20 protein-coding genes and 1 tRNA gene are annotated in these 25,497 nt (G+C 62.2%); 10 read left to right on the top strand and 11 right to left on the bottom strand.

The window, feature by feature from the left end; genetic code table 11:
• Positions 1–183: 183 nt before the first annotated feature.
• Positions 184–492, bottom strand: coding sequence for a DUF1244 domain-containing protein (locus HDEN_RS13030; RefSeq protein WP_013216596.1), 309 nt, complete (start codon positions 490–492; stop codon positions 184–186).
• A 183-nt stretch (positions 493–675) separates the two neighbouring features.
• Between HDEN_RS13030 and HDEN_RS13035 the strand changes: the two genes are divergently transcribed.
• The 3 genes from HDEN_RS13035 (at position 676) to pyk (ending at position 3,929) form a co-directional block, all read left to right on the top strand.
• Positions 676–1,971 (top strand): glycerate kinase type-2 family protein, encoded by a 1,296-nt coding sequence (locus HDEN_RS13035; RefSeq protein ID WP_013216597.1) that lies wholly within the window; start codon positions 676–678, stop codon positions 1,969–1,971.
• A 69-nt stretch (positions 1,972–2,040) separates the two neighbouring features.
• The gene (locus HDEN_RS13040) at positions 2,041–2,487 is read left to right on the top strand and encodes a DUF1036 domain-containing protein (protein WP_013216598.1); all 447 of its coding nucleotides are present in this window, start codon (positions 2,041–2,043) and stop codon (positions 2,485–2,487) included.
• On the top strand, positions 2,484–3,929 hold the full coding sequence (gene pyk, locus HDEN_RS13045) for a pyruvate kinase (protein WP_013216599.1): 1,446 nt from the start codon (positions 2,484–2,486) through the stop codon (positions 3,927–3,929). The genes HDEN_RS13040 and pyk overlap by 4 nt, the downstream gene beginning before the upstream one ends.
• 301 nt (positions 3,930–4,230) lie before the next feature.
• Here the strand turns inward: pyk and HDEN_RS13050 are convergent, their stop codons facing one another.
• The 4 genes from HDEN_RS13050 to cpdR all read right to left on the bottom strand — a co-directional run bounded on the left by HDEN_RS13050 (position 4,231) and on the right by cpdR (position 5,730).
• Positions 4,231–4,950 (bottom strand): tetratricopeptide repeat protein, encoded by a 720-nt coding sequence (locus tag HDEN_RS13050; protein ID WP_013216600.1) that lies wholly within the window; start codon positions 4,948–4,950, stop codon positions 4,231–4,233.
• An 84-nt stretch (positions 4,951–5,034) separates the two neighbouring features.
• Complete coding sequence (gene ykgO / locus HDEN_RS13055) at positions 5,035–5,160, bottom strand: type B 50S ribosomal protein L36 (protein WP_013216601.1); 126 nt, start codon at positions 5,158–5,160, stop codon at positions 5,035–5,037.
• Between the two features lie 19 nt (positions 5,161–5,179).
• Positions 5,180–5,254 (bottom strand) — tRNA-Val (locus tag HDEN_RS13060).
• A gap of 89 nt (positions 5,255–5,343) precedes the next feature.
• Positions 5,344–5,730, bottom strand: coding sequence for a cell cycle two-component system response regulator CpdR (gene cpdR, locus HDEN_RS13065; protein WP_013216602.1), 387 nt, complete (start codon positions 5,728–5,730; stop codon positions 5,344–5,346).
• Positions 5,731–5,995: 265 nt separating this feature from the next.
• Between cpdR and HDEN_RS13070 the strand changes: the two genes are divergently transcribed.
• Entirely contained in the window at positions 5,996–6,892 is an 897-nt protein-coding gene (locus tag HDEN_RS13070; protein ID WP_013216603.1) for an N-formylglutamate amidohydrolase, read from the top strand.
• A 543-nt stretch (positions 6,893–7,435) separates the two neighbouring features.
• A complete protein-coding gene (gene hisN / locus HDEN_RS13075; RefSeq protein ID WP_081446242.1) occupies positions 7,436–8,248 on the top strand; it encodes a histidinol-phosphatase in 813 nt (270 codons plus the stop codon).
• Here the strand turns inward: hisN and HDEN_RS13080 are convergent.
• Positions 8,245–9,213 carry an alpha/beta fold hydrolase gene (locus HDEN_RS13080; RefSeq protein WP_013216605.1) on the bottom strand — a complete coding sequence of 323 codons (969 nt, stop codon included), beginning with the start codon at positions 9,211–9,213 and terminating at the stop codon, positions 8,245–8,247. The genes hisN and HDEN_RS13080 overlap by 4 nt on opposite strands.
• A gap of 200 nt (positions 9,214–9,413) precedes the next feature.
• Here HDEN_RS13080 and HDEN_RS13085 point away from each other — a divergent pair, with 200 nt between their 5' ends.
• The 3 genes from HDEN_RS13085 (at position 9,414) to HDEN_RS13100 (ending at position 16,678) form a co-directional block, all read left to right on the top strand.
• The gene (locus tag HDEN_RS13085) at positions 9,414–9,866 is read left to right on the top strand and encodes an Hsp20 family protein (RefSeq protein ID WP_013216606.1); all 453 of its coding nucleotides are present in this window, start codon (positions 9,414–9,416) and stop codon (positions 9,864–9,866) included.
• Positions 9,867–10,466: 600 nt separating this feature from the next.
• Positions 10,467–15,191, top strand: coding sequence for a glutamate synthase large subunit (gltB, locus tag HDEN_RS13095; protein ID WP_013216607.1), 4,725 nt, complete (start codon positions 10,467–10,469; stop codon positions 15,189–15,191).
• Between the two features lie 47 nt (positions 15,192–15,238).
• Positions 15,239–16,678 (top strand): glutamate synthase subunit beta, encoded by a 1,440-nt coding sequence (locus HDEN_RS13100; RefSeq protein WP_013216608.1) that lies wholly within the window; start codon positions 15,239–15,241, stop codon positions 16,676–16,678.
• A 16-nt stretch (positions 16,679–16,694) separates the two neighbouring features.
• Here HDEN_RS13100 and HDEN_RS13105 read toward each other — a convergent pair whose 3' ends face one another.
• The 3 genes from HDEN_RS13105 to HDEN_RS13115 all read right to left on the bottom strand — a co-directional run bounded on the left by HDEN_RS13105 (position 16,695) and on the right by HDEN_RS13115 (position 20,314).
• Complete coding sequence (locus HDEN_RS13105) at positions 16,695–17,528, bottom strand: EamA family transporter (protein ID WP_013216609.1); 834 nt, start codon at positions 17,526–17,528, stop codon at positions 16,695–16,697.
• Between the two features lie 74 nt (positions 17,529–17,602).
• The gene (locus tag HDEN_RS13110; protein WP_013216610.1) at positions 17,603–18,955 is read right to left on the bottom strand and encodes an SGNH/GDSL hydrolase family protein; all 1,353 of its coding nucleotides are present in this window, start codon (positions 18,953–18,955) and stop codon (positions 17,603–17,605) included.
• 105 nt (positions 18,956–19,060) lie between these two features.
• Positions 19,061–20,314: a lytic murein transglycosylase gene (locus HDEN_RS13115; protein ID WP_013216611.1), complete on the bottom strand. Its 1,254-nt coding sequence runs from the start codon at positions 20,312–20,314 to the stop codon at positions 19,061–19,063.
• Between the two features lie 269 nt (positions 20,315–20,583).
• On the opposite strand from HDEN_RS13115, the gene galU reads away from it, so the two are divergent.
• Complete coding sequence (gene galU, locus HDEN_RS13120) at positions 20,584–21,477, top strand: UTP--glucose-1-phosphate uridylyltransferase GalU (RefSeq protein WP_013216612.1); 894 nt, start codon at positions 20,584–20,586, stop codon at positions 21,475–21,477.
• A gap of 6 nt (positions 21,478–21,483) precedes the next feature.
• On the opposite strand, the gene HDEN_RS13125 is transcribed toward galU, so the two are convergent.
• A complete protein-coding gene (locus HDEN_RS13125; RefSeq protein WP_013216613.1) occupies positions 21,484–23,151 on the bottom strand; it encodes an outer membrane beta-barrel protein in 1,668 nt (555 codons plus the stop codon).
• A gap of 204 nt (positions 23,152–23,355) precedes the next feature.
• Between HDEN_RS13125 and HDEN_RS13130 the strand changes: the two genes are divergently transcribed.
• On the top strand, positions 23,356–24,387 hold the full coding sequence (locus HDEN_RS13130) for a KpsF/GutQ family sugar-phosphate isomerase (RefSeq protein ID WP_013216614.1): 1,032 nt from the start codon (positions 23,356–23,358) through the stop codon (positions 24,385–24,387).
• A 33-nt stretch (positions 24,388–24,420) separates the two neighbouring features.
• On the opposite strand, the gene hemH is transcribed toward HDEN_RS13130, so the two are convergent.
• The gene (gene hemH, locus HDEN_RS13135) at positions 24,421–25,482 is read right to left on the bottom strand and encodes a ferrochelatase (RefSeq protein ID WP_013216615.1); all 1,062 of its coding nucleotides are present in this window, start codon (positions 25,480–25,482) and stop codon (positions 24,421–24,423) included.
• Between the last annotated feature and the right edge of the window lie 15 nt (positions 25,483–25,497).

Raw genomic sequence — 25,497 nt, forward strand, 5'->3', positions numbered from 1 at the left:
CGCGCACCGACTCAGTGTTCGCGGCTCGTCGTGGATGGCCGCCTCCGCGGCCATAGCGGGAGAGTTGATGGATCAGGGCTCACTTCGACGCCGCAGCTTTTGTTTCGACTTTCCCTCACATCGTCATGGCCGCGCAGGCGGCCATCCACGCGCCATCGGGCATCCCGGCCGGGACCGGACAGACTAGTGGCTGTGCGGATGCGATTTCGCCAACGCCGCCTTTTGCTCTGGCGTTGCTTCTTTCTGATATTTGGCCTGCCATTCGCGATAAGGCATGCCGTAGACGATCTCGCGGGCTTCGTCCTTCGACAGCGCGAGGCCCTTGGCGGACGCGGCCTCAGCCATCCAGTTCGACAGGCAGTTGCGGCAGAAACCGGCGAGATTCATCAAATCGATGTTCTGGACGTCCGTTCGCTCGCGGAGATGTTCGACAAGACGCCGGAAGGCTGCCGCCTCCAATTCGAGCGTCGTCTGAGCATCGAAAGACTTCATCGTGATCTCCTCGCGAACGTGCCGGATCGGCCGGGCCTCGCCCTTGAAGATAGGCCGGAAACGGGCTGAGGCACAGGGCTGGCGGGCCTTCTATAACCCTGCGGCCGATGATGCCTTGACGGGCGGAAGGCGATTGCGCAAATCACAACGATAAACACACAATTCCAATGGCTGGGGATGCATATGGCAGACGGAACGAACGGCAGCGCTCGCCAGACACTCGGCGCGCTGTTTGAGGCCGCCTACACCACCGCGCATCCCTCGACGTGCCTGCCGCCCCACCTGCCGCCCGTGCCGGCCGGCGGACGCATCATCGTTATCGGCGGCGGCAAGGGTTCGGCGGCAATGGCCGTCGCAGCCGAAGAGCATTACATCGCGACCGGCGCCGCCGACGGCATTTCGGGGCTCATCTCGACGCGTCATGGCTTTGGGCTGCCGACGAAGATCATCAAAATCCTGGAAGCCGGTCACCCGGTGCCCGACGCGAACTCGGTCGTCGGCGCGCAGAAAGCCATCGAGCTCGCGAAGAGCGCCGGGCCGAACGATCTGGTTTTATGCCTGCTCTCGGGCGGCGCATCGGCGATCTGGGCCGCGCCGGTTCAGGGCGTCAGCTTCGAAGCCAAGCAGGCGCTAACCAAGCAGCTCTTGAAATCCGGCGCGCCGATCTCCGAAATGAACTGTGTGCGGAAACACATCTCGCAAATCAAAGGCGGCAAGCTCGCAGCAGCCGTCTATCCGGCGAAGCTGCTGACGCTTTCGATCTCGGACGTGCCGGGCGACAATCCGGACGAAATCGGTTCGGGGCCGACCGTTGCCGATCGCTCGACGCTGGCCGACGCACGCGCGGTTCTCGCGAAATGGAAAATCACGCCCGATCCCGAAATCGCGCGCGCTTTGGACGATGCGCAGAACGAGACGCTCAAGGCAGGCGATCCGAAGCTAGCGAATTCCAGCTACGTCATCGTCGCCGCGCCGAAAGCGTCGATCGAGACCGCGGGGCGCATCGCCAGCGAACGCGGCTATCGTGTCATCATGCTCGGCGACGACCTTGAGGGCGAAGCGCGGGAAGTTGCGCGCAAGCACGCGGAAATGGCGCTCGACGCCAAGCGCCGCGGCGAGAAAATCGCCATCATGTCGGGCGGCGAACTGACCGTCACCGTGCGCGGCAACGGCTCGGGCGGACCGAATCAAGAGTACGCGCTCGGGCTTGCGATCGCGCTCGACGGCGAGCCTGGTATTTTCGGACTCGCGGGCGATACCGACGGCATCGATGGCGGCGGCGGCAATGCCGGCGATCCGGCCGGTGCGATGGTCTTCCCCGACACATTGAAACGCGCGGAAGCCTTCAACCTCAATGCTGCCAGGATGCTGGAGAACAACGACTCGACGGGCTTCTTCCGCCCTCTTGGCGACCTCATCCTGTGCGGACCGACGCAGACCAACGTCAACGATTTCAGGGTCATCCTCGTCGATCCGTAGGCGAGGCCGCCGTCGGCGCGCGCTTTTCGCGCGCTTCCGAAACGGACCTGATGCAGACGGAGAGCAAACTTGCCGCAGTACTTCAATTCGCGCGCCGCTATGCATCTTCTGGCGCTGTCGTTCGGTCTCCTTCTCTCGGCCAATGTCGCGCATGCCGATCTGAAGCTATGCAATATCACTTCGAGCCGAGTTGGCGTTGCAATCGGCTATCAGGATAAAACCGGCTGGGCCACCGAAGGCTGGTGGAACATCGCCTCGCAGACGTGCGAAACACTGCTCAAGGGTGCGCTGCCAAGCCGCTATGTTTACGTTCACGCCGTCGACTACGATCGCGGCGGCGAATGGGGCGGCAAGAACGATATGTGCACCAATGAAAAGTCGTTCGCCATCCGGGGGGTTCAGGATTGCGAAAAACGCGGATATAAGCGCACGGGATTTTTTGAAGTCGATACCGGAGAGGCGAAGGAATGGACCATCCGCCTCACTGATCCGGGGCAAGGAAAAGCTGAAAAATGAGACGTAACCGGCGGGTCAAGATCGTTGCAACGCTTGGCCCCGCATCTGCCGCTCCGGAGATGGTGGAACGTCTTTTCATCGCGGGCGTCGACGTTTTCCGCATCAACATGAGCCACTCGTCACACGACGGCTCGAAGGCGCTTTACAATACGGTACGCGCGTGCGCGGCACGCCATCGCCACCCGATCGGCATCCTCGCCGACCTGCAGGGGCCGAAGTTCCGCATCGGCAATTTCGAAACCGGCCGCGTGCAGGTCAAGACCGGCTCGATCTTCAAATTCGATCTCGATGAGACGCTCGGGACCGGCGAGCGGGTTTATCTGCCGCATACGCAGATTTTCGACGCCATCAAGCCGGGACACATGCTGGTGCTCGACGACGGCAAGCTCCGGATGCGCGTCGTCGAAGCCTCAAAAGTTCAAATCCGTGCGGAAGTGACGACCGGCGGCATGCTCGCGAGCCGCAAGGGCATTTCGATGCCCGATACGCTTCTGCCGATCAGCCCGCTGACCGAGAAAGACAAGGCCGACCTCGCCCACGCGCTCAAGCTCGGCGTCGACTGGGTGGCGCTGTCGTTCGTGCAGCGCGCCGAAGACATTCACGAAGTGCGCAACCTTATCGGCACGCGCGCCGCGATCCTGTCGAAGATCGAGAAGCCGTCGGCGGTTGCCGATCTCGAGAACGTCATTGCGGCGTCCGACGCCATCATGGTGGCGCGCGGCGACCTTGGCGTCGAGATGCCGGTCGAGCGCGTGCCGGGCATCCAGAAAAAGATGACGCGCATGGCGCGTGCGGCGGGCAAGCCCGTCATCATCGCGACGCAGATGCTCGAAAGCATGATTTCGTCGCCGATGCCGACGCGCGCCGAAGTTTCCGACGTCGCCAATGCCGTGTTCGACGGCGCGGATGCGATCATGCTGTCGGCGGAAAGCGCGGTCGGACAATATCCGGTCGAAGCGATCCAGATGATGGACAAGATCGCGATCGAGGTCGAACACGATCCGATCTACGAGCCGATGCTTTATGCGACGCAGACCGAGCCGCAGCCGACCGGCGCCGACGCCATCGCCGCCGCCGCCTCGGCAATCGCCGATACGGTGAAGCTCGGCGCCATCGTGTGCTATACGGCGACCGGTTCGACGGTCCTTCGCGTCACGCGCGAACGGCCGGGCATTCCGGTCATCGGACTGACGCCGATTGAGTCGACGGCGCGGCGCTTATCGCTCGTCTGGGGTGTGCAGACGATCCTGACCGGCGATCCGGAAAACCTTTCGCACATGGTGCGCAAAGCGTGCCGCATCGCGTTCGAGGAAGGGCTCGTCAAAGCGCGCGAAGGCGTGCTCATCACGGCCGGTATTCCTCTCGGCAGCCCCGGCACGACCAACATGATCCGCATCGCATTCGTGGATGAATCCGGCGCGCCGATCGCGGAAGAAGTTTAGAAGAACTTTTTGATTGGCATTGCCGACTCTCCTTCGTCGAGCCGGCCGGCAATGCCGTCGTGATTGGCATCTCCGCTCGCCTTCATCGAGCTGCCCGCAACTGCACACTCACGTCATGGCCGCGGAGGCGGCCATCCACGCCGCAAGCAGCGAGCGGTTCGCACGTTGTCGTGGACGGCCGCCTGCGCGGCCGTGACGGTTAGAGGATGGAAATTGCGTGTAGGCGAGTCCCCGGGGGCGTGACGGTGCTGCGGGATTTCTGACGCGCCTCTGCCGAAGCGGTGGAGATGCCGGGAGTGACCTAGATCCCTTGCCCTTCGACGGCTTTCTTAAGTTCGTCGCGGGCGGTTTCGGCGCCTTCGATGTTCGGGTGGATCTTCAGAAGCTGATCGTAGGCTTCGAGCGCGGCTTTCTTCTCGCCCATCTGCGTCAGGATCTTCGCCATGCCGTCGAGGGCGCGGAAGTGGTTCGGGTCGAGCGCCAGAGCGCGCCGCAAGTCGCCCAGCGCCGCCGGATAGTTGTTCAGGCGATATTCGATGTAGGCGCGATGGCTCCAAGCCTCGGCGTAGTCGGGCGCGAGATCGACCGCCGCGTCGAGCAGCGGCAGGGCCTTGTCGTTTTCGTTCTTGGAAGAGAACAGCTCGGCGCGATCGATCAGCAGGTTGACCGTGTCGCCGCCGCAAAGCCGCCAGAGCCGCTCGATGGAGGCGCCGATCTCACCGCCGAGGCGATGATCGTCCGTCGTCGCGAGGAACGCATAGAGATTGCTGAGGGTCTTGGAGGCTTCCTCGGGAGATTTCGGCCAGGGCAGGCCCATCATGCCGGGATCGCCGTGTTCGGCCGTGCGCGGCGCAGTTGGTGGCGGCGTCTCGCGCTTCTGCGACGGTGGAGGCGGCGGCTGTGCCGGCACCTGCTTTTCGGGGAAAGGCTGGGTCTTTAGAAGCTCGTCGTCAGCCGCCGCAGGCGCGATGCCCGCAGCCAAAGCAAGTCCGACAACCAAAATGCGCGCGTTGGCTCTCATGCGCCGACCGTATCGATCGGCGGCACAACGGTCAAAACGAGTCTCGTGAATTCGCAGTAACGTCCAAGGGCGCCAAAACGGGCATCAGCCCTGGCGCGCCTTGAACCTGCGATGCGTCTTGTTGATCACGTAGACGCGACCCTTGCGACGGACGACGCGATTATCGCGGTGTCGCGAACGAAGGGATTTCAAAGAGTTTCTAACTTTCATAACGACACCGGTTAAAAGATGGTGGGCACTAGAGGGATCGAACCTCTGACCCCTACCATGTCAAGGTAGTGCTCTACCGCTGAGCTAAGTGCCCGAAGAAGCGAGCTTCTAGGGGGATTGATCCCTCTTGGTCAAGCCCTGAACGAGGGGTTTCTTGAATTATGCTGAGGTTGCCGCAGCAGATCATGCCGCAAGCAGGCGATCGACCTCCCGAACGAGGTCCTTGAGGTGGAAGGGTTTTGACAGCACGCGGGCCTCTTTCGGAGGCTGGTTCTCGCTGTTGAGCACCACCGCTGCAAAGCCCGTTATGAACATAATCTTGAGATCGGGATCGATCTCGCTGGCGCGACGGGCAAGCTCGATGCCGTCCATCTTCGGCATCACGATGTCCGTCAGCAGCAGCGTGAACGGCTCGCGCTTCAGACGCTCGTAAGCTTCTTCGCCGTTTTCGAAAGCAACGACGTCGTAGTTGGCTTTTTCCAGCGCTTTAACGAGAAAACCGCGCATCGAATCGTCATCCTCAGCAAGCAGGATGCGGCGCAGCGGTAGACTTGAGGGCTTAACAGGCATGGGAACTCTGTGATGAAGCGGAGCTTGAACGTAACCAATACTGCACAGTCCGTCTGGCGCAAACTTGGCCCGAGTTTGGTAAACGTTGCATGAAATTGTGGAGAGTTGCAGCCAAGCCGCGATTCGAGAACTTCTCGGAACGCAGTGCGTTATCAGCTGCAGCATAGCCGAAGTCACGCATGGACTTCCCAGTCGCACGTTGGCAGAGTGTCGAACCTTTCATCGTCAATTTGTCGCGGAAGCAATCGAAGGCACACGTTCCCGAATGTCCGATGCCCACCTTCACAGCGTGCCGTCCGCCTTCTTTCCATCTTTCGATGTTCTTTCGCCGCGTCAGCAAACTGCGCCTTTCGTTTTTTCTTCGCCGCACTCAGGACGGCTTTATCCGCCCGAATTTCTTGCGATTTCGCGGCTCGATCCGAAAACGCTGAGGCGATCGGAAGACTGCTTCGTCGATAAGCTGTTCGAGCCTGTCGCCGAGATGGGTGCGCCGCTGATCAGCGCGCGCTTTCCGCGCGCTTACCTCGATCTCAACCGCGAACCCTACGAGATCGATCCGGAACTCGTTGAAGACGTTCCCGCGCACGCCAACACGCAATCCGTTCGCGTCGCCGGCGGGCTCGGAACCGTGGCTCGCATCGTCGCCGACGGCGAAGATATTTATCCGAACCGGCTGAGCATCGAGAGCGTGCTGTCGCGCATCGAGCAACTCTATTTTCCGTTCCATGCCGAGCTATCGCGGCTCATTGCTCAGACCTGCGAAACGTTTGGCTATGCCGTTCTGATCGACTGTCACTCGATGCCCTCGGCAGCGATGGCGCCAGGTGGCGCGCTCAGGCCCGACATCGTGATTGGCGACCGCTTCGGGGCTTCGTCCGATCCGCGGCTGACGCTGCTCGTGCGGGACGAATTCCAGCGGCGAGGTTTCAAGGTGCAGCTGAACCGGCCCTACGCGGGCGGGTACATCACCGAGCACCACGGCCGTCCGGCCCATGGCACGCATGCCATCCAGCTCGAGATCAATCGCGGGCTTTACATCAACGAGATGACGTTCCAGCCGAATAAAGGCTACGTCGCGCTCACTGCCGCGCTCCGGGAGATCGCTCAGCATCTCTTCGCGGAAGTGCCGGGGCTGCTCGATTTTCGCGCTGCAGCAGAGTAAGTGCCTCCGCGCGCGCATTAACCGTCCGCGCACGCTTTGGCGTACGACCGGCCAAGAAAAAAGGGCCGTTCAATCCGAACGGCCCAAGTCTAGGGAGGAAACGCCCAAGGAGGGCTGCGAAGCGCGAGCACAAGCTCGCATATCGCACTGCACAAAATAACGGTGCATTGCATCAACGACAATTGCGATTTATGCAGGTCTGAGAGGTGGAAAGTGCGGATCTCGCATACCTCCCCGCGGCGCACAATGCCGCATAAAGAAAGGCCGTTCGTAAGAACGGCCCAAGTCTAGGGAGGAAACGCCCAAATTGGGCAGCGATTGCGATAGAAGCGTGTTCACACAACCGCATTACGAAGATGGTATGCTTCGGCGCCGCTCGCAATCTCCACGAGTATTGAGATAGCGCATTCACGAATAGATGTATCTAGCGCGCCACAACTTAGGTTACTTGGATATAACTATTTTAATATTGTACCTTGTTCTCGATAGATTTGCTCATTTTGCGCAATCACAGTTCAACAACCGCAGTTACGGGGTGAGCACGTGTCCGGGTCGTTACCCGCAGCAGAATTTCAGGCCATCGTGCGCGTGGCCCATGAACTCGCCGACATTTCGGGGCCGGTGATCCTCAAGCACTTCCGCAAGGTAGTCCCTGTGGAAAACAAAGCCGCGGGCGGCGCCTTTGACCCCGTCACCAAGGCTGACAGGGGTGCGGAGAAGGCGATCGTCCAGGCGCTGGCGGCCAAAATGCCGAACGATGGTGTCATCGGCGAGGAATTCGGCACCAAGGCCGGCACAAGCCCCTATCAGTGGGTCATCGATCCGATCGACGGGACGCGCTCGTTCATCATCGGCTCGCCACTCTGGGGCACGCTGATTGGCGTGCTTCGGGACGCAAAGCCGTTCTTCGGATTGATGGATCAGCCGTTCACCGGGGAGCGCTTCTGGTCCGGCGATCGCGCGTCCTATCACAGCGTCGGCGGCGGGCGGCCCCAGCGCCTCAAGACGCGGCCGTGCGCAAACCTCGAAGATGCCGTGCTGGCGTCGACGCATCCCGATCTCTTCGAAGGCGACATGCAGATCGGGGCGCTCAACCGGGTGAAGGCCACGGCACGGCTGACCCGATACGGCGGCGATTGTTACAATTACTGCCTGCTTGCCGCGGGGTTCATCGATCTGGTGCTCGAAACCAATCTGAAGCCCTATGACATCGTCGCGCTCATCCCGATCATCGAGCGGGCGGGCGGGCGTGTCACGACGTGGTCGGGCGGCGATCCGGCGAGCGGCGGCGATATCATCGCGTGCGGCGACGCGCGCCTGCACGAAGCCGTGCTGACGCTGATCAACAACGCCTAGGCCTTCTCCGGCGACGCCGTGGTAATTCCCATGTAGGCGTCGAAGGCCGCCCAGAAGCGCTGCCGCACGGCGTCGGTTTCCTGCAGGATCTCGTGACGCGATCCCGGCATCAGGATGTGCGCGCCGAACTTCAGATCGACGGCGAAATCTTCGATCGCCTGGGTCGAGACGACCTTGTCGGCCCCGGCCGCGAACAGGATCATCGGGACGCACACATACTTCGGATATTCGGGCCGAAGCAGCATCGCCGTGCTTCGGAGCGCGGCTCTCAGCCAGCCGACCGTCGGCGAGCCGGTCGCGAGTTCCGGCGCGGCTTCGATGATCGCCTTGTTGCGCGACCAGCGCACATGGTCCGACGTCAGGCGGTTCGTTTCGAAATCCTTGAAGTCGTCCGGCTCGTCGCCGCCGCCTCGGACATACGTCCCGGCGAACCCGAAAAGACATGCGATATTCGCGTAGGCGCGCGCGATGCCGGGGCTGACGCCGAGCATATTTTCGTGGATCGCGATCATCGGCGCCATCAGAACCATGCGGGCGAACGGACTCGCCTCGTCCTGGGCGTTGCGAAGCAGGATATTGCCGCCGAGCGAATGACCGAGCCCGATCAGCGGCTGCGGCAGCGCCGGCTTGACGATTTCGTCGATGAAGATCGCGAGGTCGCGATCGTATTCGGTGAAGGCGAGCACATGGCCTTTGCGCGGGTTCGACAGCAGCCGCTCGGAGCCGCCCTGGCCGCGAAGATCGAAGGTCGCGACGGCAAAGCCGCGGCGGCGAAGATCAGCGATGACCTCGAAATATTTTTCGATGAATTCGCCGCGCCCTTGCACGATGCAGACGGTGCCGCGCACCGGACCCCGCGTCGGCTCCCACAGCGCGTAACGCAGCTTGAGGCCGTCGTAGCCGTCGAACTCGGAAACCGTCGCGCCGCTCGGCACTGGATTGATCGAGAGTGATACGAGTTTCATGGCGCTCTCTGAATTCCCGACGCAGCATTAACAATTCTAGCGCGGCGAGGGCGCGCTTGCAGCCTGTCGTCGGACCTCTTGAAGTGGAATTTGGTCTTCCTACCTGTCTGTTGCGGTTGCCGCGAAGCGGGGCCGCACTCAAAGAGCCGGACTCGATCGCCGGGCCGGCTCACATGTCGCTTCTCTAGGAGGATATGTTCATGCGACACACTGAATTTGCTCCCTTCTATCGTTCCGCAATCGGCTTTGACCGCCTGTTCCAGATGCTGGACCAGTCGACGGGCTTCGATAGCGAATCGACTTATCCGCCGTACAATATCGAGCGGACTGGCGAAAATGCGTATCGCATCTCTCTCGCGGTCGCCGGTTTTTCGCCTGAGGAGCTGAAAATCGAAGTCAAGGAGCAGACGCTGTCTGTCTCCGGTGAGAAAGCTGCCGAAACGGAAGGCAAGACGTTCTTGCACCGTGGGATCGCAGCGCGTGCCTTCGAGCGGCGCTTCCAGCTTGCCGACCACGTCGACGTGACGGGCGCCAAGTTCGAGAATGGCTTGCTCCACGTCGATCTCGTCCGCAACGTTCCGGAAAGCAAAAAGCCGCGGACGATCGCGATCGGTTCGAGCGACGCGAAGCAGCTTGAGGCGAAAGCGGCCTAAGCCCGCCGAGTTTCGAAATTCGTTCGAAGTTATTGAAAATGCTTGGCAGCCGCGCCCCCCCGGACGCGGCTGCTTCGTCGTGCCAACACGCAATGACCAGGCCGTCGTGGCCGACTGCGCCGCCATAACGGCGATCGGGCAGATTTCGCTCAGGATGCTGGCGATTGCTCGTCGCCAGACGGAGCGCGAACGCCAAAAAAACATCGTACAAAAGATGTGCGCTTTTCTACTTGTGCGACGAATGCAAATCTGTATGATGCAGCACATAGGTCAGCATTACTGACCTTTATTGGAACGCCGATGTTGCACTCGAAAGCACGTCCGCCAGATGTCCGGTCGCCCTACACGGCGGCCGCGATGAAACGTATGCGTCGAAAATCGACGCGATAATCGTCACGGCCGCTCGCGCACTTTTCCGGCACTCCTTGGGCAGCCTTTCGCCTGGGACAAAGTTTCGCCGACACATGAGAGCGCAATCCGGCGGCACCGCCGCCACTCACACAGAAATGCAAGCGCGGCTGGCTCTCATGGGCGAACCGCGCGACCCGACCCCGACAGACATTCGCAGAGAGGCCCGACGGGCCTGACGAGGCAAAGAAGATGAGCGAAGGCTACCTACCCCCGCTGGAAGATGAAATCGGACCGCAGGGCCGCCCGGCGCCTGAAGGACTATTTGATCCGGCACTGGAGCGGGATGCGTGCGGCGTCGGCTTTATCGCCAACCTCAAGGGTAAGAAATCGCACTCGATCGTCGAGAGCGCGCTCAAGATTCTGGAAAACCTGGAACATCGCGGCGCGGTCGGAGCCGATCCGCTGTCGGGCGACGGCGCCGGTATTCTCATCCAGATCCCGCATGATTTTCTTGCGGCGGAAACAAAGACGCTCGACTTCGATCTGCCGAAGTTCGGCGACTACGCCGTCGGCCATGTCTTCATGCCGCAAGACGAGCGGCTGCGCGCGCATTGCGAACGCGTCTGGGCGCGATGCGTCAAGGAAGAAGGTCTGAAGTTTCTCGGCTGGCGTTCGGTGCCGGTCGACAACAGCTGCCTGTCGCCGATGGTTCGCACCACTGAACCCGTGCACCGGCAGGCTTTCATCGAACGTCCCTCCTCGATCGCGGACCAGGATGAATTCGAACGGCGCCTCTATATCGTTCGCAAGGTCGTCTCGAACGCGATCCACGACGCCTATAAGGGGCGCGACATCGGTCATTACACCGTGTCGCTATCGACGCGGACGCTCGTCTACAAGGGCATGTTCCTGTCGTATCAGGTGAAGGCCTACTTCAAAGACCTTTCCGACCCGCGCCTGACTTCGGCGCTGGCGCTGGTGCATCAGCGCTTTTCGACCAACACGTTCCCGTCGTGGAAGCTCGCGCATCCCTACCGGATGGTCGCGCACAACGGCGAGATCAACACGCTGCGCGGCAACGTCAACTGGATGGCGGCGCGGCAAGCGTCCGTTTCCTCGCCGCTGTTCGGCTCAGACATTTCGAAGCTCTGGCCGATCTCATACGAAGGCCAGTCTGATACGGCGTGCTTCGACAACGCGCTCGAATTCCTGACGATGGGCGGCTACAGCCTCGCGCACGCGGCGATGATGCTGATCCCGGAAGCGTGGGCCGGCAATCCGACGATGGATACGAAGCGCCGCGCCTTCTACGAATATCACGCCTGCCTCATGGAACCGTGGGACGGCCCGGCGGCGATGGCGTTCACCGACGGCCGCCAGATCGGCGCGACGCTCGACCGGAACGGCCTGCGTCCCGCGCGCTATCTCGTGACCAAGGACGACACCGTCATCATGTCGTCGGAGTCGGGCGTGCTGCCGGTCGACGAGGACAAGATCGTCAAGAAGTGGCGTCTGCAGCCGGGCAAGATGCTGCTGATCGACCTCGAAAAGGGTCGCATCATCTCGGACGAAGAATTGAAGGCCGAGATCGCGGCGAGCCATCCCTACGAAACGTGGCTGAAGCGCACGCAAATCAAGGCGTCGGAGCTGCCGCTGCCGCCCGCGTCGGCGCGCCCCGCGAAGTCGAACATCGCGCTGCTCGATCTGCAGCAAGCGTTCGGCTACACGCAGGAAAGCATCAAGTTTCTGCTCGCGCCGATGGCCGAACGCGGCGAGGAAGCCATCGGCTCGATGGGCACCGACACGCCGATTTCGGCGCTGTCGTCGAAGTCGAAGTTGCTGCACACCTATTTCAAGCAAAACTTCGCGCAGGTCACCAATCCGCCGATCGACTCGATCCGCGAAGAACTGGTGATGAGTCTCGTCTCGTTCATCGGTCCGCGTCCGAACATCCTCGAGCTCGAAGGCACGTCGAAGCAGAAGCGCCTCGAGGTCGACCAGCCGATCCTGACGAACGAAGATCTCGAACGCATCCGCGGCATCGGTGCCGTCAAGGACAACGATTTCTCGTCGATCACGATCGACATCACCTACCCCGCTGACAAAGGCGAGGCGGGCATGGGCCCGGCGCTCGACGGCGTTTGCGCCGAGGCGGAAGAGTTCGTGCGCGCGAAAGAATACAACATCATCATTCTCTCGGACCGCCGCGCCGGTCCGGATCGCATCGCCATTCCGTCGCTGCTCGCGACATCGGCCGTGCATCATCATCTGATCAAGCAAGGTCTCAGAACGTCAGTCGGTCTCGTCATCGAGACGGGTGAAGCGCACGAGATTCATCAGTTCTGCACGCTCGCCGGATACGGCGCGGAAGCGATCAATCCGTATCTCGCGTTCGAAACGCTGTACTCGATGATCCCCGATCTGCCGGAAGGCACGACGCCGGATCTCGCCAAGAAGCGGTTCATCAAGGCGATCGGCAAGGCCATCATGAAGGTGATGGCGAAGATGGGCATCTCGACCTACCAGTCCTATTGCGGTGCGCAGATTTTCGACGCAGTCGGACTCAGGTCGACATTCGTCGACCGCTATTTCACCGGCACGCACACCCAGGTCGAAGGCGTCGGTCTGCGCGAGATCGCGCGCGAGACGGTCGAGCGGCACAAGGCGGCGTTCGGCGACTCTCCGGTTCTGGAAAACGCGCTCGACGTCGGCGGCGACTATGCCTATCGCGTGCGCGGCGAAGCGCACATGTGGCGTCCGGCGACGGTTGCCGACCTGCAGCACGCAGTTCGCGGCACCGACAATGCCGCCGCGATGAGCGGCCGCGTCTCGCAGAAGTTCCGCGACTATTCGAAGTCGATCAACGATCAGTCCGAGCAGCTGATGACGCTGCGCGGCATGTTCCGCATCCGCTCGGCGGAAAGCATGGGGCGCAAGCCGATCCCGCTCGACGAGGTCGAGCCAGCGGCGAGCATCGTGAAGCGTTTCTCGACCGGTGCGATGAGCTTCGGATCGATCAGCCGCGAAGCGCATACGACGCTCGCGATCGCGATGAACCGTATCGGCGGACGTTCCAACACCGGCGAAGGCGGCGAGGAATCCGATCGCTTCAAGCCGCTGCAGAACGGCGACTCGATGCGCTCCGCGATCAAGCAGATCGCCTCCGGCCGGTTCGGCGTGACGACGGAATATCTCGTCAATTCCGACATGATGCAGATCAAGATGGCGCAGGGCGCGAAGCCCGGCGAAGGCGGGCAGCTGCCCGGCCACAAGGTCGACGCGACGATCGCGAAGGTGCGTCACGCGACTCCGGGCGTCGGTCTGATCTCGCCGCCGCCGCATCACGACATCTATTCGATCGAAGATCTGGCGCAGCTCATCTATGACCTGAAGAACGTCAATCCGCAGGCTGACGTTTCGGTCAAGCTCGTCTCCGAGGTTGGCGTCGGCACCGTCGCCGCCGGCGTCGCGAAGGCGCGCGCGGACCATGTGACGATCTCAGGCTTCGAAGGCGGCACCGGCGCTTCGCCGCTGACGTCGATCAAGCACGCGGGTAGCCCGTGGGAAATCGGTCTCGCCGAGACGCATCAGACGCTGGTCGGCAACAGACTCCGCGGCCGCATCGCGGTGCAGGTCGACGGCGGCGTCCGCACTGGGCGAGATGTGGTGATCGGAGCGCTGCTCGGCGCCGACGAGTTCGGCTTCGCAACCGCTCCGCTGATCGCGGCGGGCTGCATCATGATGCGCAAGTGCCATCTCAACACCTGCCCCGTCGGCGTCGCGACGCAGGACCCCGTTCTGCGCGCCCGCTTCACCGGCAAGCCCGAGCACGTGATCAACTTCTTCTTCTTCGTTGCGGAAGAAGTGCGCGAGATCATGGCGCAGCTCGGCTTCCATACGTTCAACGAGATGATCGGCCAGACGGATCAGCTCGACAAGGATCGCGCCATCGAACACTGGAAGGCGCGCGGTCTCGACTTCTCGAAGCTGTTCCATAAGCCGAACGCTCCGCAGGGCGTCGCGATCTATAACAGCGAGCGTCAGAACCACGGGCTCGAGAAGGTTCTCGACGTCAAGCTCATCGAAGCCGCGAAGCCGGCGCTCGAGGCGAAGAAGCCGGTCAAAGCCGAATTCGCGATCAAGAACGTCAATCGCTCGACCGGCGCCATGCTGTCGGGCGAAGTCGCGCGGCGCTACGGTCATGCCGGACTCCCCGAGGACACCATCTGGCTGTCGCTCAAGGGCACGGCGGGCCAGGCGTTCGGCGCGTGGACGGCGCACGGCGTGACGCTCGATCTGATCGGCGAAGGCAACGACTACGTCGGCAAGGGTCTTTCAGGCGGCAAGCTGATCGTGCGGCCCGATCCGAAATCCGGCATCACGCCGGAAGACTCGATCATCGTCGGCAACACGGTGCTCTACGGCGCGATCACGGGCGAATGCTATTTCCACGGCGTCGCCGGCGAGCGCTTTGCTGTCCGCAACTCCGGCGCTTACGCCGTCGTCGAGGGCACGGGCGATCACGGCTGCGAGTACATGACCGGCGGTGTCGTCGTCGTGCTTGGTCCGACGGGCCGCAATTTCGCGGCTGGCATGTCGGGCGGCATCGCGTACGTGCTCGATGAAAAAGGCGACTTCGAAAATCATCTCAACAAGGAGATGGTGCAGCTCGAAACGCTGACGGCCGATCCGGGCTCGCTGCAAAAGCTCGCCCAGCAAGGCGGCGACGTGGCGATCGCAGTTCGCAACGTGATGGTCGACATGCGCGAGCAGGATGCGGAGCGGCTTCACACGCTGATCGCGCGTCACGCGCACTACACCAACTCGCAGCGCGCGCAGGCCATTCTCAAGGATTTCGGCGCTTACCTGCCGAAGTTCAAGAAAATCATGCCGGTCGAATATCGCCGCGCGCTCACCGAGCTTGCGAAGTCTCGCGAAACGAACCGCGAAGCTGAAGCAGCCGCAAAATCCTAATCGAAATCGCGACCGGTCAACGGAACGAACAGAAAGACGGAATAGAAATGGGCAAGCCGACGGGTTTTCTCGAAATCGATCGCGCCGAGCGCACATACCGGCCGGTCGAGGAGCGTCTGAAGCACTGGAAGGAGTTCGTCGAGCCGCTGGCGGAAGCGAACATCAAAGGCCAGGCGGCGCGCTGCATGGACTGCGGGATTCCGTATTGTCACAACGGCTGTCCGGTGAACAACCAGATCCCCGACTGGAATGATCTGGTCTATCACGGCGACTGGAAGACGGCGGCGCAGAACCTCTATTCGACGAATAACTTTCCGGAAGTGACGGGCCGCATTTGCCCGGCGCCGTGCGAAGCATCGTGCACGCTCAATATCGACGACAAGCCGGTGACGATCAAAAGCATCGAGTGCGCGATCGCCGATCGCGCCATCGAGGAAGGATGGTTGCAGCCGCAGCCTCCGCACAAGAAGACCGGCAAGAAGGTCGCGATCATCGGGTCAGGCCCGGCTGGGCTTGCGGCCGCGCAGCAGCTGGCGCGCGCCGGTCACGACGTGCACGTCTATGAGAAGAACGCGCGTCCCGGCGGGCTGCTCGTTTACGGCATTCCGGATTTCAAAATGGAAAAGACCGTGATCGCGCGGCGCGTGAAGCAGATGGAGGCCGAGGGCGTCACGTTCCATTGCGGCATTCATGTCGGGCAGGATCTGTCCGCGAAGTATCTCGAAGGCAAGCACGACGCCGTGCTGCTCGCGCTCGGCTCGGAAACGCCGTTCGACCTTTTTGCCCAATCACCAGGCCGCGATCTCGAAGGCCTGCACTATGCGATGGATTTCCTGCCGCAGCAGAACCGGCGCAATGCCGGCGAACCGCAAAAGCCCAAGACGGAAGAGATTTCGGCGAAGGGCAAGCACGTGATCGTCATCGGCGGCGGCGATACCGGTTCCGACTGCATCGGCACGTCGTTCCGGCAGGGCGCCAAGAGCGTCACGCAGCTCGAAATCATGCCGGTTCCGCCGACGAAGGAAAACAAAGCTTTGTCGTGGCCGCACTGGCCACTGAAGCTGCGCATCTCGACGTCGCAGGCCGAGGGCGCGACGACCGAGTATTCGATTTCGACGACGGGCTTCTCGGGCGAAAAAGGCAAGGTGAAGAAGCTTCATTATACGCGCGTCAACGGAAACCTGCAGCCGATCAAGGGCACCGAAGGCGCGCTCGACGCCGATCTCGTGTTGTTCGCGATGGGCTTTTCCGGGCCGGTCGAGGGCGACGTGGTCAAGGAACTGCAGGTTCCGGTCGTGGCGCGCGGCCGCTTCAAGGGTCTCGATGCGACGGATCGCGATTACAAGCTTGGGACTTCGCCGAAGCTGTTCTGCGCCGGTGACGTTCGGCGCGGGCAATCGCTTGTCGTGTGGGCGATCCGCGAAGGCCGCCAAGCCGCGCACGCGATCGACAAGTTCCTGATGGGTTCGACGGAGCTTCCGCGCTAAACGCGGAATGCTTCGTTCACCCGAGACGGAGCGCGATTGCGCCGAGCACGATGATGCACGCCGCGGCCAGCCGCGACGTACCAACGTTTTCCTTCAAGATCACAGCCGAGATGACAGTTCCGAACAGGATTGACGTCTCGCGCAGTGCTGCAACGATTGCGACGGGCGCGGCCATCATCGCCCAAAGGACAAGACTATAGGCGGCGAGCGTCGCGAGACCGCCGAGCATTCCAACGCGCCAATCCAATCCCGCGCGAACGAACGCCGTCTTGCCGTGCCGGGCCATGACCCATGCCGCGAGCGGGATTCCTGTCAGCATAAAGACCCACAGCGTATATCCGGCGGGTGATCCGGAAAGCCGGACGCCGTGGCCATCGACGAGCGTGTAGGCGGCGATGACTGCAGCATTGCAGAGTGCGATCGCGACGCCCTTGCCGTCGCCGCTGCGCCTGAGGCCAACCATGCTCAAGACGCCGAACGAGATCAGGCTGATGCCGATCCAGGCGGCCGGCGAAAGTGGTTCTCCGAGCGCAAGCGCACCAACGAGCGCCACCAGAAACGGCGCCGTTCCACGCATCAATGGATAGGTCTGGCTCATGTCGGCGTGGTGGTAGGCGAGCGCGACGAGCGTGAAATAGGCGACGTGGATCAGCGCCGAGGCCAGAATGTATCGCCAGCTTTCAGCATCGGGTTGCGGGAGAAACGGCAGCGCGACCGCGGCCAAAAACGCGGCCGATGACGCGACCATGATCGTCATCAGGAACTTGTCGGCAGCACTTTTGACGAGTGCGTTCCAGGCGGCGTGAAGAAACGCTGCGAACAGAACCGCTGTGAAGACGATAGCGCTCATCTCATGACTTTAACCCGCCGACGCGCAGAGGCCGCGGCGCATCGCAGGGGCAACGTTCGTCTGCTACGGCGGAATTAACCGCGCGGCACCGGGTCCGCCGGTTTTGCATCGGTGGTCGAGTCATTCTTCGGCGGCCAGGATACGTCATCGGCGCGGCCGGGCTTCGGCTGCAGGCGCTCGCCCTTGACGAGCAAGCGGAAGTACGGCGCCTGCGTCGGTGACAGACGCCCGCGATCACGGTTGCCGGGCGGCGTGATCGAGCTCATCAATGTCAGACCGCCGCCGATCTGGTCGACGACGAGATCGCCGCGCGGCACCGAGCCTTCGCGCCGCGCCATCAAGGCGACCACGGACGCCGGGATCGCCGGGCGGAGAACTTCGATCGTTTGGGTCTCCTCGCGTCCGTTGCTGCCGATGAGCCGCAGCGTGATCTTGCCGTTGTCGGCCTTCTGATCGCCCGACGCTGCGCTCGTTTGAGACGGCGGCGTGCCGTCGGTCGCGGTGTTGCGAACGACGGGGACTTTCGCGTTCGCAGACGCGGCGTCAGCAACGGGCGACGACGGCGCCGGTGTTTTGACCGCGTTGCCGGGATTGATCTTTTCCTGTTCGGCTTCGGCTCCGAGCAGCGGGACGTTGCGATTGCTCTTGGCTTGCGTCAGATCCGAGCGCAGCTCTTTCTCGACGAAATGCGCCAGCCTGCGATTGCCCGCCGCCGTGAAATTCACCCCATCGCGCACGCGCAACAGCCGGATCGCGCCTTCGAGGTCAGGCCCGTATGCGGAATATGCGCCGTTTTCGTCGGCGAAGCCCTGATACACGTCGATGTACTTATAGCCGTTGAGATAGGCGCGCTCGCGAATGACGTCGTTCATGCGCTGCGCCAGCTCGTTGGCGTCGCCGCGCGCGAAGTTCGGCAGGCCGACCCAATAGACGCTGGCGTTCTTGCGCTTGAAGGCGCGCATCAGCCTGTCGATGCGCCGCGTGTATTCGGTGATCCAGGCATCGGTGCCGACCTGGATGCGCTTGCTGTCGGGATTGCGGAACGGATTGCGGTCATCCTCGCCCGTCATCACGATGGCGATGTTGAGCGGCTGCTCGGAGATCTTCTGTTCCAGCGCGGCCGTCTTGCCTTCGAAGTCCCACGTCGGGATGTTGGCGATCGGCGTGATCTGGCGCTGAATGTTGAGACGGACGTCGGAGCCGAATGCCTGCACGAGGCCGCCGAGCAAGCCTTCCGCGAAGCCGTCGCCGAAAACGGTCACCTGGTAGATGTCGTTGTCGGGGAACGGCGACAGGAAGGTCGTGTTCTGCTCCATGTCGACGGCGTTTGCCGGGACCGGCACGGCCGCGCCAAGCGCGAGCACGAGCGCGACCAGAGGCGCAATCGCCGCGAACGAACGCCGGAGTTTCTGCCAAGCATCAGCCATTCGTGCGCGTGCCTTCGCCTCTCCGAAACGCGGTTCAATCTTCAGCGATTCCTGCCGGACCATAGCGCGTCGGCGGCCACTCTCCAACGTCTCGGCGCGCGAGGCTCAGCGATTTGCCTGCGCATTTGCCGAGGCGAGCACCGAATCCGAGGGCCAGCAGTCGATTTTGATGCGCGCAGCCTTCTGATAGAGCCCGATCTGCTTGCGCGTGTTGGAGCCGATCTTGCCGTCGATCTTGTCCATCGGGTAGCCGAGTTTCTGCAGCTGGACCTGGAGATTGTGAACGGTCGTCGTTCGCGGCTGCGCAAAGTTCTTCCACGGCGTCACGAAGTTGCCGCCGCCGCGGATGCGGTCGGAAAGGTTGCCGACGAACAGCGCATAGAGGTCGGATGTGTTGTAGAGCCGAATGACGCGGAAATTCTGCCCCGCCAGGAACGCCGGACCGTAGGCGCCGCCCGGCATCATCAGATAGGCTTCCTGCTGAAGCTCATCGCGCGAGAATGGTTTGCCGCCGGCGCGTTTGAACCCCATGCGTACCCAATCGGCGATGGGACGCGCGTCGGGCGGGCCTTCGAGCGAGCAGTCGGCGTGATCCGGCGCGATCACCTCGTAACCCCAGCGCGCGCCGCGTACCCAGCCTTTGCCCTCGAGCTGCTTCGCGGTGAAGGCGAGCGCGTCAGCGACCGAGCGCCAGATGTCAATCTTGCCGTCGCCATCGCCGTCGATCGCGAACTGCAGATATTCGGTCGGCATCGCCTGCGTCAGTCCGACGGCGCCTGCCCACGACGATCGCATGTCCGAACGCGGCACGCCCATCTGAAGCATTTTCAAAGCCGCGACCAGCTCCTCGCGAAACTTGTCCTTGCGCTTGCCGGTGTAGGCAAGCGTTGCGAGCATGCGGATCGCGTCCTTCGGCGGATGATACGAGCCATAGGCCGTCTCGCGTCCCCAGATCGCGACCAGCGTAAAGCGGTCGACGCTGGTCAGCGCTTCGATGCGCTTCAGCGCCGCTTCGTGATCCTTGAGAAAGGCGCGACCTTGAACACCAAGCTTTTCGAGATAGGGCGCTGACAGATAATCGGCGGCGGTTTTTGTGAACTCGGCCTGGCCGCTGTTGTCGATCTTCGGGCGGTCGGGAAGATCGAGGTCGGGAATTGTGTAATCGGGCTCGACGCCTTTAAAGGCCGCGTCGAAGGTTTTGCGGCTGACGCCTGCGGCCTTCGCATCCGGCCAGACACCTTCGACGAACGTCTTGAAGTCTGTCGCCGGGCGCGCGGTGGCCGCCTGACCCCCGACTATAACTGCGAGGCCGAGGGCGAGCGTTGTGGCAAAACCCTGGATCAATCTGCTCAGCCGCATCTCGCCGTTATTCTCCCTGATCGGGCATTGTTCCGATGATGACCCCGATGCTCGGATTTAAGGGCATTTTTGCGGCTCCGCCCGGCTGCCGTCGTTCGAGTTTTATAGGCACATTGATTGCAGCGGCCCGTTGCGTCTACCCGCGGCGGCAAATTGGCGCTAACAGTCGCCGCCGCCGCGTTTTCCGCACGTCCGCGCGTTAACGGCAGCCGGCACGCTCGATCCATGAGACCGCGCTGGCAGCAGATTGATTTTTCCCGGAGCAAGACATGAACGCCGCGATCAGGCCCATTCGCAAAGCCGTGTTTCCCGTCGCAGGACTGGGGACGCGTTTTCTTCCGGCAACGAAGGCCGTACCGAAGGAAATGCTGACGGTCGTCGACCGGCCGGTGCTGCAGCACGTCGTCGACGAAGCGCGCGCCGCGGGTATCGAGCACTTCATCTTCGTCACCGGGCGCAACAAGGCCGTGATCGAAGATCACTTCGACAATCAGTTCGAACTCGAAGCAACGCTGGCGTCGCGGAACAAGACGAAAGAGCTCGAGGCTCTGGCGCGCGATCTTCCCGCTGCAGGGCAGACGAGCTTTACGCGCCAGCAAGCGCCGTTGGGGCTCGGCCACGCCGTCTGGTGCGCGCGCGAGATCGTCGGCAATGAACCGTTCGCTCTCTTGCTTCCCGACATGATCCATCACGGCCGGACGTCGTGTCTCGCGGACATGATAGCGGCTTACAACAAGCATGGCGGCAATCTCGTCGCCGTCGCGCCGGTGCCCGAGGATCAGACGCATCAGTACGGGATCGTCGGCGTGAAGGACGCTAAGGCCGACGTTTCCACGATTACCGGAATGGTCGAGAAGCCGAAGCCCGGAACGGCGCCGTCCAATCTTCACATCACGGGACGCTATATTCTGCAGCCCGACATTTTCTCGCTGCTGGAGAAGCAGGAGCGCGGCGCGGGCGGCGAAATTCAGCTCACCGACTCCATGATCCGGCTGATGCAGGACGGCAAGCAGCCGTTCCACGCCGTGCGCTTCAACGGCACGATTTACGACTGCGGTTCGAAGCTCGGATTCCTGACCGCGAACGTGGCGTTGGCGCTGGAGCGCGAGGAGCTTGCGGGCGACTTCAAGCGCGAGGTTCAGCGGTTGCTCGACGGAGCTTAGTTAAGGTCAGCGGCGGAGCCTTACGCCGACGTGGATCTCGTCGCCGACGTAGTCGTTCGGGATGCCGATGCCGTCGAAGTTGACGTGCTCGTAGCGGCCGTAGAGCACGGTGTTGCGGTCGGCGAAGTATTCGATACCAAGGATTTCGCGGAACTCGTTGTCGCTGATGACGCCGTCCTGCGAATCCTGGTTCGAATAATTGAAGGCGGCGGAGACGACGAGATAGCTTCTTAGCTGGTGGCGAATGCCGATGCTCGCCGAGCGGTAGAATGCGCCGCCGACGTCGGCTGTTGTCGTTTCGGATACGTCCGACATGGCGTTGAACAGGATCGACGTCAGCGGCGTGATGCGCCACGTCGCGTTGGCGTCGATAATCAGGCCATCAACGGGATGCAGTCGGCGATCGCTCGGCGTCTGGACGCCGTAGCCGAGGCTGACTTCGCCGCGCACGATATCGCCGTCGTTGCCGAATGAAATGCCGAAGCGATAGCGCTCGCCATTTGACGTGCGATTGATGCCGTCGGACTGCGCGGCCTCCGCATAGTCGCGATGATTGACGGCGACTTCGAAGAACGGCGAAAGCTGCGGCTTCAGCTCCCACATGACGCGCGCGGCTTCCTCGTACTGAGTGTAGTCGCGATCCTGGTTGTTCGTCGTCACGCCTAAGTCTTGGGTCGAGCCGTAGGTGTAGTCGCTAATGCTGCCGCGCAGCTGCAGCGACAGGCGATTGAACCGCTGATTGTAGGCCGCCTCAGCGCGATCTTCGATGATCTTGGCGCGCGTGCCGACCGAACTCGCGTCGAGCGCGGAGCGGTCTTCGAACGATTGCTGACGCGAGATCAGTGCCTGAATGTTGGCGCGGCTCGTGATGTCAAGGCGGCCGCGCGCTTCGAGCTGATAGTCGCGATCGTCTTCCGTCGTGTAGTCGTTATAGAAGCTCAAGATGCCGGTGGCGCTGAATTCCAGTGCATGGCGCGACCAGTTCGAAACGAGACGCGCCGATGGCACGACATCGAACGCGACATCCGATTTCGCCGAGGGAGCGTGGAAGACATTCGAATAGTAGGACGCTCCGAGGTCCAGCTCCGGGAACAGAACGAAGCTGCCGATCCTGATGCCGACTGGATCGTAAGGCTCCTGGCGAAATAGGCGCGCCGTCGTCCGGTTATCGGTGATCGGGTTCAGATCCTCGATTTGATAGAGCAGCGGATCGCGGCGCGCGGCGCGCTGATCTGGCAAGTCGATTTCGGCTGGATCGCGCGCGCTTGCGGAAGAGACGTCGATGCCTTGCGGCGGCGTCAGAGGCTCGCCGTTGGCGAGGTCGCCGGGGTTGGCCTCGCCCGGGTCGCGCGTGCCAGCTTGCGGCGGGCTTTCTTCGGCATCGTTTTGGTCAGCGGACGAATTCGTGTCGTCCGGGTCGCTCGTATCGTCCGTCGCGGCCGGGTTGCCGTCAGCGTCGGTCGGAGCTGCGGAAGTGGGATCGCCGCTCTCGCTGCCGTCGGAATTGGCGTCGTCCGATCCGGGCTCGGATGCGTCAGAGGCGGCGGGGTCTTCGATGTTGGTCAGATTTTGCCGGGCTGCGCTTTGGGCATGCGCGAACCGCGCGCCGGCGGGCACTAAAAGTACCGCTACGACCAAGCTCCAATAAAACCAGCCATGACGCCGGTCGCTCATTTGCGAGCGCCCCCATGAAAGAATCACGTGAACGCAAACAATTGAACGCGTTCACCGTAGAAACCGTTGGTTAATGTGCCTTTAAAGCCGGGGGTAAAGCGCGGCTCCGGCATGGCGGCGTCGGCGCGGAATTGATAAGATCAGGGCATGTTTTGCGGGCTCGGCTCAGGACGCGCCTCAACGGGGGAAGGACTCGTCTCACCAATGACCAAAGTGGTCCCGTTCCGCGGTTCCAGCGCCCGGCCTGCTGCTTCGAGCACAAAGTCAGGCCTCAAAGCCAGTGTCGCTTCGGCGGTGAGGACGCTCAACCTCGAGTCGGAAGGGCTCGTTCAGCTCGCCAGCGAACTGAACGGCGATCTCGCCGGACCATTCGAGGAGGCGATGCGCCGTCTCGTTGCGGTCAAGGGACGCGTCATCGTCACCGGCATCGGCAAGAGCGGCCACGTTGGGCAGAAGATCGCGGCCACGTTCGCATCGACCGGGACGCCCGCATTTTTCGTGCATCCGAGCGAAGCGTCGCACGGCGATCTCGGGATGGTCACGCGCTCGGACTTGATCCTGGCGTTGTCGTGGTCGGGCGAGACGGTCGAGCTCAAGCCGATCATCACGTATTCGCGCCGCTTTGCCGTGCCGCTGATCGCGATCACGTCGCAGGCGAAGTCGGCGCTCGGCGAACAGGCCGATGTCGTTCTGCTTCTGCCGCGCACGAAGGAGGCCTGCCCGCACGGGCTCGCGCCGACGACGTCGACGACGATGCAGCTCGCGCTCGGCGACAGCCTCGCGATCGCCCTACTCGAAGCCCGCGGATTCACCGCGCACGACTTCAAGATTTTCCATCCCGGCGGGTCGCTCGGCGCAAACCTCAAGTACGTCTCGGACATCATGCACAAGGGCGAACGGCTGCCGCTGATCAAGAGCGGCGAGACGATGGCCAATGCGCTGGTCACGATGACCGAGAAGAGCTTCGGCTGCGTCGGCGTCGTCGAAAAGCGCGGCCGACTCATCGGGGTCATCACCGACGGCGACTTGCGCCGGCATATGGGCGCTGATCTCGTCCGGGCCAGCGTCGATCAGATCATGACGGCGAAGCCGAAAACGATTTCGCCGACGATGCTCGCTTCAGCGGCGCTCGAACTCATCAACGCGTCGTCGATCACGGCGCTGTTCGTGGTCGAGAAGCAGAAGCCGGTTGGCCTCGTGCACATTCACGACCTGCTGCGTCTCGGAGTCGCTTGAACGGCGCGGCGTAAGCGGGATCGACGACGGCTGTCAGATCCAGCCTTGCAACTCACGCCGCACAACCGCCTCGATGACGTCTATGCCTTCGGGGCTGTCGTTGAGCGCCGGCAGATAGGCGAATTTCTCGCCCCCGTTCGATTCAAAGTAATGCCGGTTCTCGCTGTCGAGTTCTTCGAGCGTCTCGAGGCAATCGGCGGAAAATCCCGGCGCCACGAGCGCGAGCCTTTTCGTTCCGGATTTGGCGAGAGCTTCGACCGTCTTGTCCGTATAAGGCTGCAGCCACGGATCATTGCCGAAGCGCGACTGGAATGTCGTCAGCCAGCGATCCGGCGCGATGCCGAGTGCCTCGCGCAATAGCCTCGACGTCTTCTGGCATTGGCAATGATACGGATCGCCCGCCGCGAAATATTTCTCGGGCATGCCGTGAAACGTCGCGATGATTTTCTCCGGCTCGAAGTCGAGCTTCGCAAGGCTTTGCCGCATCGAACGCGCGAGGGCGTCGATATACGCGGGATCGTCGTAGTAGGCGGGTGCCAGGCGGATCGCGGGCTGCCAACGCATTTTCATCAAAGCGCGAAAGGCCTGATCGGCGGCGGTCGCAGTCGTCGGCGCGGCGTATTGCGGATAGAGAGGGAGCAGCAGAATGCGGTCGCAGCCCTGGTCTTTCAGCGCCTGAATGCGGCTTTCCGTCGACGGATTGGCGTAACGCATCGCCCAATCGACGATGATGCCGTCGTGGTCTTTCAGACGTTCTGCGAGTTCGACGGCCTGGTTCCGACTGATCGTCTTGATCGGGCTTTCATTCTTCTCGTTATTCCAGATCGTCGCGTAGTCCTTGCCCTTGCGGCCGGGACGGACGGTCAGAATGATGAGATTGAGGATCGGCCACCACTTCCAGCGCGGCTCCTCGATGACGCGCTCGTCGGAGAGGAATTCCTTCAAATAGCGCCGCATCGGCCAATAACCGGTGCCATCGGGCGTACCGAGGTTGAGCAACAGGACGCCGATACGTCCGTGTGCGACGTTCTTATGGCCCGGCGGAAAGGCCGACGCCGTATCCGCAGGAGTTATCGATTTCGGCGCTTCGTTCATCCGCGTCCCGTTCAA

This window comes from Hyphomicrobium denitrificans ATCC 51888, assembly GCF_000143145.1.
GTDB lineage: Bacteria > Pseudomonadota > Alphaproteobacteria > Rhizobiales > Hyphomicrobiaceae > Hyphomicrobium_B > Hyphomicrobium_B denitrificans.

Excerpts from the sequence above, each read along its gene's own strand:
- HDEN_RS13030 (WP_013216596.1), bottom strand. The coding sequence starts at position 492 with ATGAAGTCTTTCGATGCTCAGACGACGCTCGAATTGGAGGCGGCAGCC.
- HDEN_RS13035 (WP_013216597.1), top strand. The coding sequence starts at position 676 with ATGGCAGACGGAACGAACGGCAGCGCTCGCCAGACACTCGGCGCGCTG.
- pyk (WP_013216599.1), top strand. The coding sequence starts at position 2,484 with ATGAGACGTAACCGGCGGGTCAAGATCGTTGCAACGCTTGGCCCCGCA.
- HDEN_RS13050 (WP_013216600.1), bottom strand. The coding sequence starts at position 4,950 with ATGAGAGCCAACGCGCGCATTTTGGTTGTCGGACTTGCTTTGGCTGCG.
- ykgO (WP_013216601.1), bottom strand. The coding sequence starts at position 5,160 with ATGAAAGTTAGAAACTCTTTGAAATCCCTTCGTTCGCGACACCGCGAT.
- cpdR (WP_013216602.1), bottom strand. The coding sequence starts at position 5,730 with ATGCCTGTTAAGCCCTCAAGTCTACCGCTGCGCCGCATCCTGCTTGCT.
- HDEN_RS13070 (WP_013216603.1), top strand. The coding sequence starts at position 5,996 with ATGTCCGATGCCCACCTTCACAGCGTGCCGTCCGCCTTCTTTCCATCT.
- HDEN_RS13080 (WP_013216605.1), bottom strand. The coding sequence starts at position 9,213 with ATGAAACTCGTATCACTCTCGATCAATCCAGTGCCGAGCGGCGCGACG.
- HDEN_RS13085 (WP_013216606.1), top strand. The coding sequence starts at position 9,414 with ATGCGACACACTGAATTTGCTCCCTTCTATCGTTCCGCAATCGGCTTT.
- gltB (WP_013216607.1), top strand. The coding sequence starts at position 10,467 with ATGAGCGAAGGCTACCTACCCCCGCTGGAAGATGAAATCGGACCGCAG.
- HDEN_RS13100 (WP_013216608.1), top strand. The coding sequence starts at position 15,239 with ATGGGCAAGCCGACGGGTTTTCTCGAAATCGATCGCGCCGAGCGCACA.
- HDEN_RS13105 (WP_013216609.1), bottom strand. The coding sequence starts at position 17,528 with ATGAGCGCTATCGTCTTCACAGCGGTTCTGTTCGCAGCGTTTCTTCAC.
- HDEN_RS13110 (WP_013216610.1), bottom strand. The coding sequence starts at position 18,955 with ATGGCTGATGCTTGGCAGAAACTCCGGCGTTCGTTCGCGGCGATTGCG.
- HDEN_RS13115 (WP_013216611.1), bottom strand. The coding sequence starts at position 20,314 with ATGCGGCTGAGCAGATTGATCCAGGGTTTTGCCACAACGCTCGCCCTC.
- galU (WP_013216612.1), top strand. The coding sequence starts at position 20,584 with ATGAACGCCGCGATCAGGCCCATTCGCAAAGCCGTGTTTCCCGTCGCA.
- HDEN_RS13125 (WP_013216613.1), bottom strand. The coding sequence starts at position 23,151 with ATGAGCGACCGGCGTCATGGCTGGTTTTATTGGAGCTTGGTCGTAGCG.
- HDEN_RS13130 (WP_013216614.1), top strand. The coding sequence starts at position 23,356 with ATGACCAAAGTGGTCCCGTTCCGCGGTTCCAGCGCCCGGCCTGCTGCT.
- hemH (WP_013216615.1), bottom strand. The coding sequence starts at position 25,482 with ATGAACGAAGCGCCGAAATCGATAACTCCTGCGGATACGGCGTCGGCC.